10 protein-coding genes are annotated in these 15,943 nt (G+C 31.3%); 9 read left to right on the top strand and 1 reads right to left on the bottom strand.

Annotation, left to right across the window (positions count from 1 at the left end; translation table 11 throughout):
- The first annotated feature begins 4 nt into the window (after positions 1 to 4).
- The 6 genes from sprA to Q0842_RS11770 all read left to right on the top strand — a co-directional run bounded on the left by sprA (position 5) and on the right by Q0842_RS11770 (position 12,133).
- On the top strand, positions 5 to 7,249 hold the full coding sequence (gene sprA, locus Q0842_RS11745; RefSeq protein ID WP_298498266.1) for a cell surface protein SprA: 7,245 nt from the start codon (positions 5 to 7) through the stop codon (positions 7,247 to 7,249).
- 69 nt (positions 7,250 to 7,318) lie between these two features.
- The gene (gene gcvH, locus Q0842_RS11750) at positions 7,319 to 7,699 is read left to right on the top strand and encodes a glycine cleavage system protein GcvH (RefSeq protein WP_298498267.1); all 381 of its coding nucleotides are present in this window, start codon (positions 7,319 to 7,321) and stop codon (positions 7,697 to 7,699) included.
- The gene (locus tag Q0842_RS11755; RefSeq protein WP_298498269.1) at positions 7,692 to 8,069 is read left to right on the top strand and encodes a VanZ family protein; all 378 of its coding nucleotides are present in this window, start codon (positions 7,692 to 7,694) and stop codon (positions 8,067 to 8,069) included. Before gcvH ends, Q0842_RS11755 begins: the two co-directional genes overlap by 8 nt.
- Before the next feature lie 60 nt (positions 8,070 to 8,129).
- Positions 8,130 to 8,849, top strand: a complete 720-nt coding sequence (locus Q0842_RS11760; protein WP_298498271.1) for an energy transducer TonB — start codon at positions 8,130 to 8,132, stop codon at positions 8,847 to 8,849.
- A gap of 253 nt (positions 8,850 to 9,102) precedes the next feature.
- Positions 9,103 to 9,840, top strand: coding sequence for an energy transducer TonB (locus tag Q0842_RS11765; protein ID WP_298498272.1), 738 nt, complete (start codon positions 9,103 to 9,105; stop codon positions 9,838 to 9,840).
- 193 nt (positions 9,841 to 10,033) lie between these two features.
- A complete protein-coding gene (locus tag Q0842_RS11770) occupies positions 10,034 to 12,133 on the top strand; it encodes a gliding motility protein RemB (RefSeq protein WP_298498274.1) in 2,100 nt (699 codons plus the stop codon).
- 30 nt (positions 12,134 to 12,163) lie between these two features.
- Here Q0842_RS11770 and Q0842_RS11775 read toward each other — a convergent pair whose 3' ends face one another.
- A complete protein-coding gene (locus Q0842_RS11775; RefSeq protein WP_298498276.1) occupies positions 12,164 to 13,030 on the bottom strand; it encodes an MBL fold metallo-hydrolase in 867 nt (288 codons plus the stop codon).
- A gap of 131 nt (positions 13,031 to 13,161) precedes the next feature.
- Between Q0842_RS11775 and cyoE the strand changes: the two genes are divergently transcribed.
- The 3 genes from cyoE (at position 13,162) to Q0842_RS11790 (ending at position 15,925) form a co-directional block, all read left to right on the top strand.
- Positions 13,162 to 14,055 (top strand): heme o synthase, encoded by an 894-nt coding sequence (gene cyoE, locus Q0842_RS11780; protein ID WP_298498277.1) that lies wholly within the window; start codon positions 13,162 to 13,164, stop codon positions 14,053 to 14,055.
- Between the two features lie 3 nt (positions 14,056 to 14,058).
- Entirely contained in the window at positions 14,059 to 14,640 is a 582-nt protein-coding gene (locus Q0842_RS11785) for a cytochrome c oxidase subunit 3 (RefSeq protein WP_298498279.1), read from the top strand.
- A gap of 292 nt (positions 14,641 to 14,932) precedes the next feature.
- Positions 14,933 to 15,925, top strand: a complete 993-nt coding sequence (locus Q0842_RS11790; RefSeq protein WP_298498281.1) for a cytochrome c oxidase subunit 3 — start codon at positions 14,933 to 14,935, stop codon at positions 15,923 to 15,925.
- The last annotated feature ends 18 nt before the right edge of the window (positions 15,926 to 15,943 follow it).

A 15,943-nucleotide genomic window follows, 5' to 3' on the forward strand; every position in this document is an offset into this window, starting at 1 on the left:
AATAGTGGCTTGGTCTCAGCAACCCGCTCAAGACTCAACTAAAACAGGGTTTAGTTTGGGGAGTATTAAAGTACCAAATCCAAATAGTGTAGAGTCTAAATATACTTATGACCCTATAACTGATAGATATATTTACACAGAAAAAATTGGTAGTTTTAATATCAATTACCCTGTTATTTTAACGCCTAAAGAATATTATGCCTTAGTTGCTAAAGAAAATTTACGCAGTTATTACAAAGAAAAAATTGATGCTTTTGATGGAAAAAAAGAAGGGTCAGAAGAAAGTAGAAAAAATTTGCTTCCTGAATTTTATGTAAAATCAGATTTCTTTGAATCTATTTTTGGAAGTAATACTATTGAGGTTGTTCCTCAAGGATCTGTTGAAATGGATTTAGGAGTACTTTTTTCTAGACAAGATAATCCATCCTTTTCACCAAGAAATAGAAGTAATTTTACTTTTGATTTTGATCAACGAATCAGTTTAAGTCTATTAGGTAAAGTAGGTACCAGATTACAGGTTACCGCAAATTATGATACACAGTCTACCTTCGATTTTCAACAACTTATAAAATTAGAATACACACCAACCGAAGACGACATTATTCAAAAAATTGAAGTTGGTAATGTAAGCATGCCTTTAAATAGCTCTTTAATAACAGGAGCACAAAGTTTGTTTGGTGTTAAAGCACAACTTCAATTTGGTAAAACAACTGTTACAGGTGTGTTTTCTGAGCAAAAATCTCAAGCTAATACGGTAATTGCCCAAGGAGGTGGTACCCTAGAAGAATTTGAGTTTTTTATTAGAGAGTATGATGAAAATAGACACTTCTTTTTGGCACAATATTTTAGAGATGAATATGATAAAGCCCTAGCAAATTACCCATTTATAAACAATAAGGGTTTGCAAATAACACGTTTAGAAGCTTGGATTACAAATAGAAGTAATAGAACTGAAAACGTTAGAAATATTCTTGCAATTCAAGATTTAGGTGAATCATTTTATAGTGCTGCACAACCAGAAAAAGATAATTTATTATTAGATCCAATTCCAGGTGGATTTATAAATACAACAACCTCATTTCCAGATAATGCTAATAATGATTTTGACCCTACAGCTATTGGAACAACTTCAATTTTAACTAATCAAATTCGAGATATTTCTACTGCAGAGCAAGGTTTTGGTGCATTAAGCACTCAAGTAAACGAAGGTAGTGACTATGCAAAACTAGAAAATGCTAGAAAATTATTAAATGGGCAGGAGTATACATTAAATACAGAACTCGGTTACATATCCCTTAATCAACGATTAAACAATGATGAGGTATTAGCTGTAGCATTTCAATATACAGTAGGTGGCAAAGTTTATCAAGTAGGTGAATTTGCAAATGATGGTCTTGAAGCTACTGATGTCGAATTAAATGATGATGATGAGGTAATTTCGGTAGTAAATACAGCTTTGGTTTTAAAAATGTTAAAAAGCAGTATTACCAATGTAAATCAACCAGTTTGGGATTTAATGATGAAAAACATCTACGATACTGGTGCTTACAATTTAAGTCAAGATGATTTTACGCTTAACATATTTTATAACGAAGCATCCCCTTTAAATTTTATTTCACCAGTTGGAGCTAGTTTCGAATTAGATATTAATGGAAACCCTGTAACGGCAAGTACACCAAGTGATGACCTTCTGGAAAACTCCCCATTGTTGCGAGTTTTTAACTTGGATAAATTAAATTACAACAACGATCCGCAGTCAAGAGGAGATGGTTTTTTTGATTTTGTTTCAGGTATAACTGTAATTCCACAAAATGGTAAAATTGTGTTTACAAGCGCAGAACCATTTGGTGAGTATTTATATAATGTATTAGGTGGTGGTACTAATTATGATGATGCGGATAATGCATTGTTTAATGAAGACCAAAAGAAATATGTTTATGATATTCTATATAAAAGTACAAAAACAGCAGCTTTAGAAGAGGTAGAAAAAAATAAATTCAAATTAAAGGGGCGTTACAAATCTTCTGGTGGAGGTGATGGAATTCCAATAGGTGCATTTAATGTGCCACGAGGTTCGGTTAGAGTAACTGCTGGTGGCCGTGTGTTGGTAGAGGGTATTGATTATACTGTTAATTACCAATTAGGACGTGTTCAAATTTTAGACGAATCCCTAAAAGCATCAAATACACCAATTCAAGTTTCAACAGAGAATAATGCAGTTTTTGGTCAGCAAACTAGACGTTTCACAGGAATAAATGTTGAGCATAAATTCAATGAAAATTTTGTTTTAGGAGCAACATTGCTTAATTTAAATGAACGGCCAATTACGCAAAAAGCAAACTATGGTTCAGAATCTATAAATAATACCATTTTTGGAATTAACGGAAATTATTCTACCAAAGTCCCATTTTTAACACGCTTAGCAAATAAATTACCAAATATAGATACCGATGTGGAGTCTAATTTATCACTTCGTGGTGAATTTGCTTATTTAGCACCAGGAGCTCCTAAAGGCACCGATTTAAATGGCGAAGCAACTTCGTATATAGATGATTTTGAAGGATCGCAAAACGGAATCGATTTAAAATCTCAACAATCTTGGTTTTTATCAAGTAGACCTTTAGATATTGATGGTGATGGTAATGATAGTGAATTAGAAGATCAAGCTGGAATTCAAAACGGTTATGACAGAGCGCTTTTAAACTGGTATACAATCGATCCTATTTTTTATAGTAGCCAACGTCCAGATGAAATATCAGATGAGGATGTTTCGGGACTATATACCAGTCGTGTTTTTATTAATGAACTATTCCCAGAGCAAGATTTAGTACAAGGACAAAATTCGGTTATTTTTACTTTAGATTTAGCATATTATCCAGAAGAACGTGGACCTTATAATTTTGAACCACTAATTGATTCTGATAATAATAATGATGGTCTGCTAGATAATCCCGAGCAAAGTTGGGCGGGAATAACTAGGCAAATTACTTCTACAGATTTTGAACAACAAAATGTAGAATATATCGATTTTTGGTTACAAGATCCTTTTCAAGGTAATCCAACAAATCCAGGAGGTAAGTTAGTCTTTAATCTTGGTAATATCTCAGAAGATGTTATTAAGGATGGAAAAAAACTCTATGAAAATGGACTGCCTAAAGATGGAAATATAGATTTGTTACCTGAAACAACTTGGGGTACTGTAGTGCCTCAAAATCAATCATTGATTTATACTTTTGATAGCACAGGAGAAGAACGAACCAATCAAGATGTGGGTTATGATGGTTTTGATGATGCTAAAGAAATACTAGAATTTGGAACTGATTTTGGAGACGATCCTTCGGGCGATAACTATGCATACTTTTTAAATACAGACGGTAATATTTTTGATCGTTATAAAAAGTATAATGGAGTTCAAGGTAATACACCAGATACTTTTACAGATACAGATAGGGCTGCTAACACACAGCCAGATGTTGAAGATATTAATCGTGATAATACCATGAATACGATTGATAGTTATTTTGAATATGAACTAGACCTTACAAGAGCTAATTTACCTCAATCTCAAGCAGATTTTGAGAATATTCCAGATTCAAATCCATTAAAAGAGTTTTTAAGAGATTTTAAAGATCAACCACGTTCGCTTCCAAATGGAGAATCGGTAAATGTAAGATGGTACCAGTTTAGGGTTCCGGTAGAAGGAAGTCATGCTAAAGCAGTTGGTGGTATAAACGATTTACGTTCTGTAAGATTTACTAGAATTTACCTTAAAGATTTTCAAGAAGCTACTATTTTTCGTTTTGGTACTTTAGATTTAGTTCGAAGTGATTGGAGACGTTATACCCAGTCGTTAGAATTTAATGATGATGATCCAGATGATGATAATACCGATTTCTCAGTTGGTGTAATTGGTACAATTGAAAACGAAGGAAGTTACCAAAGACCTCCAGGAATAGAGCCAGAAGAGTTATTTAATAATAATACTGTTGTGAGTCAAAACGAGCAGTCTTTAGTTGTTAAAGCTTGTAATTTAGAAACTGAAGATTCAAGAGCAGTATACAAAAACATAAATCTAGACATGCGTCAATATAAACGTATGCGAATGTTTATGCATGCCGAAGATGGCGAGTCTGGTATAGGTACTTTATCAGATAAAGAATTGGTTGGTTTTATTAGAATGGGTAATGATTTAACCGAAAATTATTATCAAATAGAAATTCCCTTAGAAGTTTCAACATCCACCACAAGATCTGGCTTATGGCCAACATCAAATGAGATTAATTTACCTGTAGATATTTTAGGGAAAATTAAAGCCCAAGGTATTTCAGATATGACATTAAGCAACGAAGACCCTACGTTTTATGATGTGATAGATGGAGAAATTGTTCTGGTAGCAGATCCTTTTGATGGTTATGAAATTGGGCAACACCGTGTAGGAATAAAAGGAAATCCTAATTTTGGAGATATAAGAACCTTAATGGTTGGGGTAAAAAACGCCACTAATAACGACCTCTGTGCAGAGGTGTGGTTTAATGAATTACGATTGTCAGATTTAGATAATGAAGGTGGTTGGGCAGCTGTAGTAAGTATGGATACTAATATTGCAGACTTTGCTAGTATTAGTGCAACTGGTAGACAAAGCACCTCTGGTTTTGGGTCTTTAGAACAAGGGCCAAGTCAACGTAGTTTGGAAGATGTGAAACAATATGATGTGGTTACCAATATAAATGTTGGTCAATTATTACCAAAAAAATGGGGTATACAAGTGCCATTTAATTATTCGCAAAGTGAAGAATTAATTACACCAAAATACGATCAATTTTATGAGGATTTAACTTTAGATTCTCGAATAGCTTCAGCCAATTCTGAAACTGAAAAAGAAGAAATAAGACAAAATTCTGAAGATTATACTAAACGTCAAAGTATTAACTTTATTGGGGTTAGAAAAACAAGAACAACAGATAAAAAACCACGTTTTTATGATGTTGAAAATGTAACATTTAATTACTCATACAATAAAGTACAACACAGAGATTTTGAAATTGAAAACTCTGTTAACAAAACATTACGAGTAGGAGCTAATTATGCACATAATTTTAATCCAGTTACTATTGAGCCATTTAAGAATAACGATTCACTATTTAATGGTAAGTATTGGAAATTTTTAAAAGACTTTAATTTTAATTTATTACCAACAAGTTTTACTATTAATACAGATATTAACAGGCAATTTAATAGACAGAAGTTTAGAGAAATTGATTTAACTGCAGATAGTGGTAACATAGGTATAGAAGAATTATTTAGAAGAAATTACACCTTCGATTTTCAATATGCAATCAATTATAATTTAACTAATTCATTACAATTTAATTTTACTGCGGCTAACAATAATATTGTTAGAAATTATTTTAAAGACAACGATTTAATAGCCGGAGATCAAGATGAAAATTTAGATGTTTGGGATGGTTTACTAGATATTGGAGACCCAAATAGGCAAACTCAAAACCTTGGGGTTACCTATCAATTACCAATTAATAAATTGCCAATGTTTAGTTTTATTGATGCAACATACCAATATACTGGTAGTTTTCAATGGCAAAAAGGCTCTGATTTATATGGAAGTTTAGAGGTTGATGGCGAAACCTACGATTTAGGAAATACCGTTCAAAACTCTAATGTTCATAATATCAACACATCGTTGGATATGACGCGTTTTTACAAATATATCGGATTAGTTAAAAAGCCAATTAGACGTGTTAGAACTAGTACAAGAACAGCACCAGGAGCACCTCCGGGAGGCAAACAAAAAGAAAATAAAAAGACGGTTTCAAGATCTAAAAATCAAGGTGTAACAAAACTATTAAATGCTGGTGTAGATATTTTAACAAGTATAAAAAGAATTCAAGTAAATTATTCTGAGAATAATGGTATGTTTTTGCCAGGTTATTTAAATACGCCTGGTTTTGTAGGAACCTTAAAACCAACAGTAGGTTTTACATTTGGTAGCCAAAGTGATATAAGATATTTGGCAGCAAGACGTGGTTGGTTAACAACCTTTGATGAGTTTAATCAACAATATACTTCTACAAACACCAAACAATTAGATATTTCTGCTAGTTTACAACCAGTAAGAGATTTAAAAATTGATATTGTTGGAAATAGAGCATACTACCAAAACTTTACTGAAAATTATAGAGTTGAAAATGGTATTTATAATCCTTTAACACCAAATACTTTCGGAAACTTTAATATCTCGACAGTTTTAATAAAAACAGCATTTAGTAAAAGTGATGAAATTAATTCTGAACCTTTTGAAGATTTTAGATCCAATAGGTTAAAAGTCGCAGACCGACTAGCCGAAAAGTTTTATGGTACCAATACTTACACTAGAGACGAAGATGGTTACCCAGAAGGATTTGGTAAAAGCAGTCAAAAAGTATTATTACCGGCGTTTTTAGCAGCTTATTCTGGCCAAGATGCAAACCAGGTTAAAACAAGTGCTTTTAGAGATATTCCTATTCCAAACTGGGATTTAAAATACACAGGTTTTATGAAATTTGGTTGGTTTAAAAAGCGCTTTAAACGTTTTTCTGTTACACATGGCTATCGTTCAAATTATACTATTAATCAATTTAATACAAACTTGAACTTAAATTTAAATCCTGATGATAATGAAGCACCTATTCCAGGAACAGAATATTCTGATCAGCCAGCTGAGTCCAAAGACCAATCAGGTAATTTTAAAAACGAGCGTTTATTCAGTAATATTAACTTAACAGAATTATTTAGTCCGTTAGTTAGAATTGATTTAGAAATGAAAAACTCGGTTAGAATTCTAGCCGAAATCAAGAAAGACAGAATGTTATCCTTAAGTTTTGATAATAATTTATTAACCGAAGTTCAAGGAAACGAATATATTATTGGTTTAGGATATAGAATTAAAGATTTAAGAATACGATCTAAACTAGCAGGTCCAAAAAAACGTATTGTTAGCGATTTAAATATGAAAGCAGATATTTCTGTAAGAGATAACAAAACAATCATCAGATATTTAGATTTAGAAAACAATCAAATTACATCTGGACAAACCATTTGGGGATTAAAATATTCAGCAGATTATGCGTTTAGTAAAAACTTAACAGGTATTTTCTATTTTGATTACACCTTCTCAGACTATGCAATTTCAACGGCATTTCCTCAAACAACAATACGTTCAGGATTTACAGTTAGATATAATTTTGGTAATTAACATATAATCTATTTGAATTTAAGATTTGAATAAATACATTTGTTGAATAAACATATTTAAAATCATACAATGAACATTCCTTCAGAATTAAAATATACTAAAGACCACGAGTGGGTTAAAGTTGATGGTGATATAGCAACTATCGGAATTACTGATTTCGCTCAAAGTGAATTAGGAGATATCGTTTATGTTGAAGTTGAAACTGTAGATGAGACTTTAGAAGCCGATGAGGTTTTTGGTACCGTTGAAGCTGTAAAAACGGTTTCAGATTTATTTTTACCATTATCCGGTGAAATTATTGAGTTTAATGAAGGATTAGAAGATGAACCTGAAGTTGTTAATTCGGATCCTTATGAAGCAGGTTGGATGATAAAACTAAAGTGCTCAGACTTATCACAAGTTGACGGATTATTGTCTGCAGACGACTATAAAAAGCTAATAGGTGCTTAAAAAAGCTGCGTTTATAGTTGCATTGGGCTATGCAATTACATTAGGAACAGTAAGTTTAATAACATTAAAAGATCTCCCTGATGTTCATATATCTTTTGCCGATAAAATATTTCATTTTTTAGCTTACAGCATTTTCGCATTATTATGGTATTTAGCTTTTTTTTACACATTTAATTTAAAAAAAAATAAAGCTTTAATTTATGCTTTTATTTTAGCTGTAATATTTGGTATAATTATTGAAATATTACAAGATACAATGACAGTTACAAGAGCCTTAGATGTTTATGATGCCTTAGCTAATACCCTAGGAGCACTAATTGCTTCAGTTTTAATTTGGATAAATAATAGATCACAAGTTAAAAATTCTTAAACACTTGCTTTTTTGAAAAATAAATAGTTATTTTAGCATTCTTGATAAACGATTTAAATTATGGAACTTAAAAAAAATCCCAAAGCAAATGTTGGACGTAACAGTTCACTTTACTTCGCCATTGGATTAGCGTTAATGTTGTTTTTAACTAATTACGCAATCAATTACAAAACATATGACAAGGCAGAAATTGATATAGGTCAATTAAATATGGATGAAATTGATGAAGAAGAAATTCCAATTACAGAACAAATTCAAACACCTCCACCACCTCCACCACCTCCTGCTGCACCAGAAGTAATTGAGATAGTTGAAGATGAGGTTGAAATTGAAGAAACGGTTATCGAATCTACAGAAGCTGATCAAGAAACAGAAATTGTTGAAGTTGAAGAAGTAGAAGTTGAAGAAGTAGAAGAAGACATTGATGTACCATTTTCAGTAATTGAAAATGTGCCAATTTTTCCAGGTTGTGAAAAAGGAAGCAATACTGCTAAAAGAGATTGTATGTCTAAAAAAATATCTCAATTTGTAAATAAAAAATTTAATACAGAGTTGGCTAGTGATCTAGGTTTATCAGGAAGACAACGTATTAATGTGATTTTTAAAATTGATAAAACAGGTGCTGTAACTGGTATTCGTGCTAGAGCACCACATCCTGGATTAGAAAAAGAAGCAAAAAGAGTTATTGGCTTATTGCCAAAAATGAAACCAGGAAAACAACGTGGTAAGCCGGTAAATGTACCATACTCATTACCAATTATTTTCCAAGTACAAGATTAAGAAAACATAAGTTTACTTATATATTAAAAACCTCGAAGCTAACTTCGAGGTTTTTTCATTTTAGGAAATATTTAAAAGAGTAGTTTTTTTTTGGATCATTTAATTTTTATATAAAATCCCGTTACAAAACTGTAACGGGATTTCTTTTTGGTATGCTTATTGTGACTTTAGCATAATATTAACATTTTAAATTCTAATTATTATGAGAAATCAAAAGAACTCTCACGAACTCATTCGGCAAAATGAGCAAATCGTGAAAAAATCACAAAAGCATGATGCGAATTTACAAAAAAACTCGACCCTTTATTTTCAAATTGGGTTAATCGTATGTTTATTAGTTGCATTCGGACTTCTTGAAATGAAGTTTGAAACAACTATTCCAATAGATTATTCAACTAGAATACCAGATGATGATACTTATGTAGATATACCTATAATTAAGCCAGAAATTGTTGTTACAGAAAAACCAATTGAACGAAAACAAGTAAAGTATCCTGAAAAATTTGAGGAAGTTCCTAATGACACACCAGAAAAGTTTTTTAAAGAGGCAATTGTTAAAACAACCATAGATGTGCCTGTTTTTGATCCTGATGTACTCCCTAAGTTAGAAAAGAAACCTGAAGAACCAGAAAATGTGCCTTTTGTTTCCATTCAAAACGCGCCAATATATCCAGGCTGTGAAAATGCCAAAGACAATGATACTAGGAAAAAATGCATGTCTGAAAAAATCTCAAAGCTTATTCAACGAAAATTTGATGGTACAGAAATAGCATCTAATTATGGTCTAACAGGTAAACAAAAAATAGATGTTCAATTTACAATTGATAAAAATGGACATGTAACCAATATAAAAACCAGAGCGCCACATGCTAAATTAGAAAAAGAAGCAGTTCGAGTAATAAATTTTATTCCCAAAATGACTCCAGGAAAGCAAAGGGATAAGAATGTTGGTGTTATTTATAATTTGCCAATAGTATTTCAAGTTAAATAAATAAAATTACAAGTAATTTATTACTTTAAAAGCCGTTATATATAAAAGTTATAGCGGCTTTTTTTTTTAAATAAAATAATTTTTTATTCTCATGATATAGCCACTTTTTTAAAAGTACTTATCATTTTTTAAGAGCAACTAGAATCTAAAAATATAGTATCTTTCGAACTTAAATTAATCATAACAAGAAAACATGAAGCAATTCATTGTACTACTTATACTTTTAGTTCAATATAATTCTTATTCTCAAAATGCTTTATTTTCTGAAAAACCACCAGTTTTTCCTAATTGTGAAAGTGTAGCTGTAGATTCTTTACAAAGATGTTTTGATAAAAATGTTTTTGATAATATTTATCAAAATTTTAAAGTTCCAGAACGCGTTACAAATGAAAGCTTTAAAGGTGAGGTTGTTGTGCTTTTTGAAGTAGATTCTACAGGGCTATTTCGAGTAATTTATATAGATGCTTTGTATAATGAACTAAAAGAAGAAGTAAAACGTGTGTTTTCTGAGTTTCCAAAAATACAACCCGCAACTTACAACGGTAAAAATATATTTAAGCAATATTCCATTCCTGTCAAGATCCCATTAGTTAACCAGTCTATTAAAACTCAAGATTTAGCCAAAGAAAAAGAAGTTTCACAATTAGAGATAGCTGCTAAAAAAGAATTTGAAGATGTTGATAATGATTTAAAAGCTTTTGAAAATAAAGCTTTTAAAAGCCAATTGAATATTCAATTTACACACAGCGATTATGCTAGGTTTGATAGACAAATGAATTTAATTGGTACAAACAGCCATACAGCATCTAAACCATTTGTTTATGAGGAAGTTTCAAAATATTTTGATTTTGAAGCTGAACAAATACAATTAAAAAAAGAGACTGAAACATGGGCGGGTAAAAAATTATGGAATGAGCATCTAGTACAATTGCAAGGCAAAGATTATTGGTTTACTGTAGATCCTATTTTAGATTTACAAGTTGGGAAAGATACAGATGCCGATTTTAGTTCAACTTATAATAACACTAGAGGATTTTTAGTTCAAGGTGGTTTAGGTAATAAATTAAATTTTTATGCCTCTGTTTTTGAAAGCCAAGGACGGTTTGCAGACTATGTAAATAGGTATGCAGAAAGCTTAAAAGCATTTGGTCCAGATCCGGCAATAATTCCTGGGCGTGGTATAGCAAAGCGTTTTAAGACCAATTCATATGATTATCCGGTTGCAGAAGCATATTTGTCTTTTGCGCCTGCTAAGTTTATAAATATTCAGTTTGGTCATGGTAAAAACTTTATAGGAGATGGATATCGTTCGTTATTGTTAAGTGATGTAGCAAGTCCGCATCCGTTTTTAAAATTAAATACTAAATTCTGGAAAATAAAATACACCAATACATGGATGTGGCTAAAAGATGTGCGCCCCGAAGTAGAAGAAGATAAAGCTTTTTTAACAAAATATATTGCCAATCATTATTTAAGTTGGAACGTATCAAAAAAATTAAACATAGGTTTATTTGAATCGGTTTTATGGACAAACTCTAACGATCGCGGTTTTGATGTAAACTATTTAAATCCAATAATTTTCTATAGAGCTATTGAGTTTGAAACAGGACAAGGTGCTGGTAATGCTTTGTTAGGCGCTTCTGCAAAATACAAATGGAATGATAATATAAATATTTACAGTCAGTTTATATTAGACGAATTCTCTTTAGGTGATGTAAAAGCAGGTGAGAAAAGCTGGAAGAATAAATTTGGTTATCAGTTAGGGGTTAAATATTATAACGCCTTTAAGGTTGATAATTTATTATTACAATTTGAATACAATCGCGTAAGGCCATATACCTATTCTCATAATACCATTGTTTTAAACTACGCCCATAACAACCAATCTATGGCACATTTATGGGGAGCTAATTTTAGCGAAGCAATTATAATTGGGCGTTACCGTTACAAGCGCTGGTTTGCTGATGCAAAATTAATTTTTGGAACTAGAGGTTTAGATTTTAATAATGGCACAGACGATTTTAGTTATGGAGCCGATATTTATAGAGATTACAACGACAGACCATTTGATACCGGTGTTGAAGTGGGGCAAGGCATAAAAACAAAAACATTTAATGGGAATTTACAAGCTGGGTATTTGTTAAACCCTGCAACAAATCTTAAAGTATTTGCAGATATAACAGTAAGAAATTTTAATCCAGAGGCTACTACAGTAACAACATTTAAAAATAATACGGTTTGGTTTAATTTTGGAATAAGAACAGATTTGTTTAATTGGTATTTTGATAATTAACCCACCCCTTTATAAGTAGGTATTGTTTTATTATTTTTTTAAACTCTTGTAAAGCGTACGTCTCATTTTTTCTGAAGATATAAAACAGCACCCATAATTTAAGTCGTCGTAAGTTTTTGTTAAGCTAGAATTTAAAGCGACCTCTTCCTCAGTTTTTCCTTCACTAATTTCGGTTTCAACTTTTCTTTTCAAAGTTTCTAGCATATATAAGAAAGTTTCATATTCTTCTTTATTGGAAAGATTGCCATGACCCGGAATAATTTTAGTGTTATCGTCAATCAAAATAAGAGCGCTTTTTATAGCTTGTATATAACCATTAACAGAACCTCCAGAATTTAAATCGATGTATGGGTAGCGTTTACAGAAATAGGTGTCGCCAGTATGTAAAACATTGCTTTTTGTAAAGTAGAGTAAAGCATCTCCATCGGTATGGGCGTTATCTACATGAAAAACAAGAACTTGTTCGCCATTAATGTATAAACTCAATTTATCATTAAAAGTAATTACAGGAAGTGATGCGTCTGATTGTTTCGGGTTGTCTTTAATGCGTTTATAAACATTATCATGAGCAATTATCAATGCATTTTGTTTAGATATGTTTTCATTCCCACCTGTATGATCTCCATGATGATGTGTATTAGCTAAATATTTAATAGGTTTTATACTTAGTTTTTTAATGGCTTCAATAATTTTTGGTGTTAATGGAGCAAACTGACTATCTATCATAAACACACCATCATCACCAACAAAAATTCCAATATTTCCACCTTTTCCTTCTAACATGTATATGCTTTCGGTGAGTTTATGGGTTGTTATAGTTACATTTTTATCTTGGGCACAAACTATGCTAGTTGTAGTAGCAAATACAAGTAAAAAGAAGGTTTTTAAGGTTTTCATAAGTGGTTTTGAAAATTAAAACTATCTTAAAAGTACAATTTTTAGTGCAGATAACACTTTTAAATTTAGCATTATGCTTTTATTGAGTATCTTTGCACTCGCAAAACAAAAGCCGTTAAAGACACAAAACATTGAGTAAATCAGAATCTTCAATAGCAACACATTCTATAATCTCAGATTTTAAAGAAATCACTAAAATGCGATTAGCTTTAAGCGTCGTTTTTTCTTCGGTTGCGGGATATTTGCTTGGTGTCGAAACTATAGATTTTAAAACATTAATCTTATTAGCCTTAGGAGGTTACTTTATGGTTGGTGCATCAAATGCATTTAATCAAATTATTGAGAAAGATTTAGATGCTTTAATGGATAGAACTAAGAATAGGCCTGTGCCTGCAGGGCGTATGTCTGTAAATACAGCATTTATTATTGCATCTGTATTTACATTGTTTGGTATTATTATTTTATATACCATCAATAAACAAACAGCTATGTTTGGTGCCATTTCTATTTTTATTTATACCTGTATTTATACTCCTTTAAAAACCAAAACACCCATTTCTGTATTTGTAGGCGCCATTCCAGGAGCCATTCCTTTTATGTTAGGATGGGTAGCAGCTACAGATGATTTTGGAATTGAGCCAGGTACATTATTTGCTTTGCAGTTTTTTTGGCAATTCCCACATTTTTGGGCTATTGGTTGGTTTCTATATAACGATTACAAAAAGGGAGGTTTTTATATGCTACCTACAGGTAAACAGGATAAAGGAACCGCAGTACAAGTCATTATGTATACCATTTGGACAATTTTAGTGTCAATAATACCCGTATTTGGTTTTACAGGAAAGTTGCAACTTTCAATTATTTCTGCAATACTTGTTTTTCTTTCAGGATTATGGATGCTTTATTATGCTATAGGTTTATTTAAAAAAATGACTGAAAAAGCAGCTAGACAATTAATGCTTGTAAGTGTCTCTTATATTACACTTGTGCAAATTATTTATGTAGTAGATAAATTTATCAGATAAATTATGGATTTAACTCAAGGTACAAAAGAAGAAAAAAATAGCAGAGCAAAAAAGATGATGCTTTGGTTTGGCATTATTTCCTTAATAATGTCTTTTGCAGGTTGGACAAGTGCTTTTGTGGTAAGTAGTTCTAGACCAGATTGGTTAAAAGATTTTCAGTTGCCAAATGCTTTTATAGTTAGTACTGTAGTAATAATTATAAGTAGTATAACTTTTATTTTAGCTAAGCGTGCTTTAAAAAATGGTAACCATAAAGCAACGTCTTTATGGTTGTTTGCAACATTAACATTGGGTTTTGTTTTTATATTTAATCAATTTTCAGGTTTTCAACAAATAATTGATTTAGGTTATAATTTTACAGGACCAACTAGTAATGTAACTATGTCTTACATCTATTTAATAGCTTTAGTTCATATTTTACACGTTGTAGTTGGCTTATTTTGTTTATTGGTTGTAATTTATAATCATTTTAAACAAAAGTACAATGCTACTAATATGTTGGGTTTTGAATTAGCAGGAACGTTTTGGCATTTTATAGACATACTGTGGGTTTACCTTTTCTTATTTTTATATTTTGTTAGGTAATAATTAGGTGAAAAAGCCTTTTATCTTCTTGTAACACAAGTGTTTTGATAGATAGTTGTGTTTTACATTAAAGTTTAATAAAAGCAAGAAAAAACAAAAAAAGGTAATAAGTGAAATACTTGCTAAAGTAAAAATAGATAGGTTTTTTATCCTGAAGTTAATAAGCTAATGGAGTAATCAATTTATTTTTAACAATGATTTTTATCATGTTTTCAATTTTTAAAGCGGTATATTTTATTAGATGAATAATTTGATTATTTTTGTCCAACTTTATAAATAACAACCATTATATATGAGTACAGCAGTAGCAGAAGGCAAAACTTGGGGAGGTGGCAACCAACCACTTAAGGTAAGTTATGGTAAAATGATGATGTGGTTTTTCATCGTTTCAGATGCTTTAACATTTTCAGGGTTTTTAGCAGCCTACGGATTTTCAAGATTTAAATTTATTGATGCATGGCCAATTGCAGATGAAGTGTTTACTCACTTTCCGTTTTTACACGGTGTAGATGCACCTATGTATTACGTAGCTTTTATGACGTTTGTATTAATTATTTCGTCTGTAACTATGGTATTAGCTGTTGATGCTGGACACCATATGAATAAAGGAAAAGTTACAATATACATGTTTTTAACCATAATATTTGGTTTAATATTTGTTGGTTCTCAAGCCTGGGAGTGGAATACGTTTATTAAAGGTGATTACGGCGCAATACAAACAAAAGGTGGAAACATTTTGCAGTTTGGACATTATGTTGATAAAAATGGCGAGCAAGTATTTAAACGTGTTGCTGTAAGAGACTTTGCTGTTGCAGCAAAGCATCAAGATAGAACACAGCATGTAAGTAAAAATGGACTTTGGTTTGTTGATGAAGGAACTTTACCTACATTTACTATGGATGAAGTAATTCATGGTTTACAAGCAAATAAAGATGTTTTAGTTCGCACTCAAATAATTAATGAAGAAGGCGAAAAAACAGTTCTTTCAAGAGAAGAATCTATGAACCAAGTAATGAAAAACGGTCGATTATATGTAGAGGGAGCAAACCTTCATGTAAATGAATATGGTTCACCTCTTTTTGCAGATTTCTTTTTCTTCATAACAGGATTTCACGGTTTTCACGTATTTTCTGGAGTTGTGTTAAACATTATAATTTTCTTTAATGTTGTTTTAGGTACATATGAAAGAAGAGGAAGTTATGAAATGGTTGAAAAAGTAGGTCTTTATTGGCACTTTGTAGATTTAGTTTGGGTATTTGTATTTACATTCTTCTACCTAGTTTAATTAATAAAAATTATTTGT

The sequence above is a fragment of the uncultured Algibacter sp. genome (assembly GCF_947495675.1).
In the GTDB taxonomy this organism is placed as follows: Bacteria; Bacteroidota; Bacteroidia; order Flavobacteriales; family Flavobacteriaceae; genus Algibacter_B.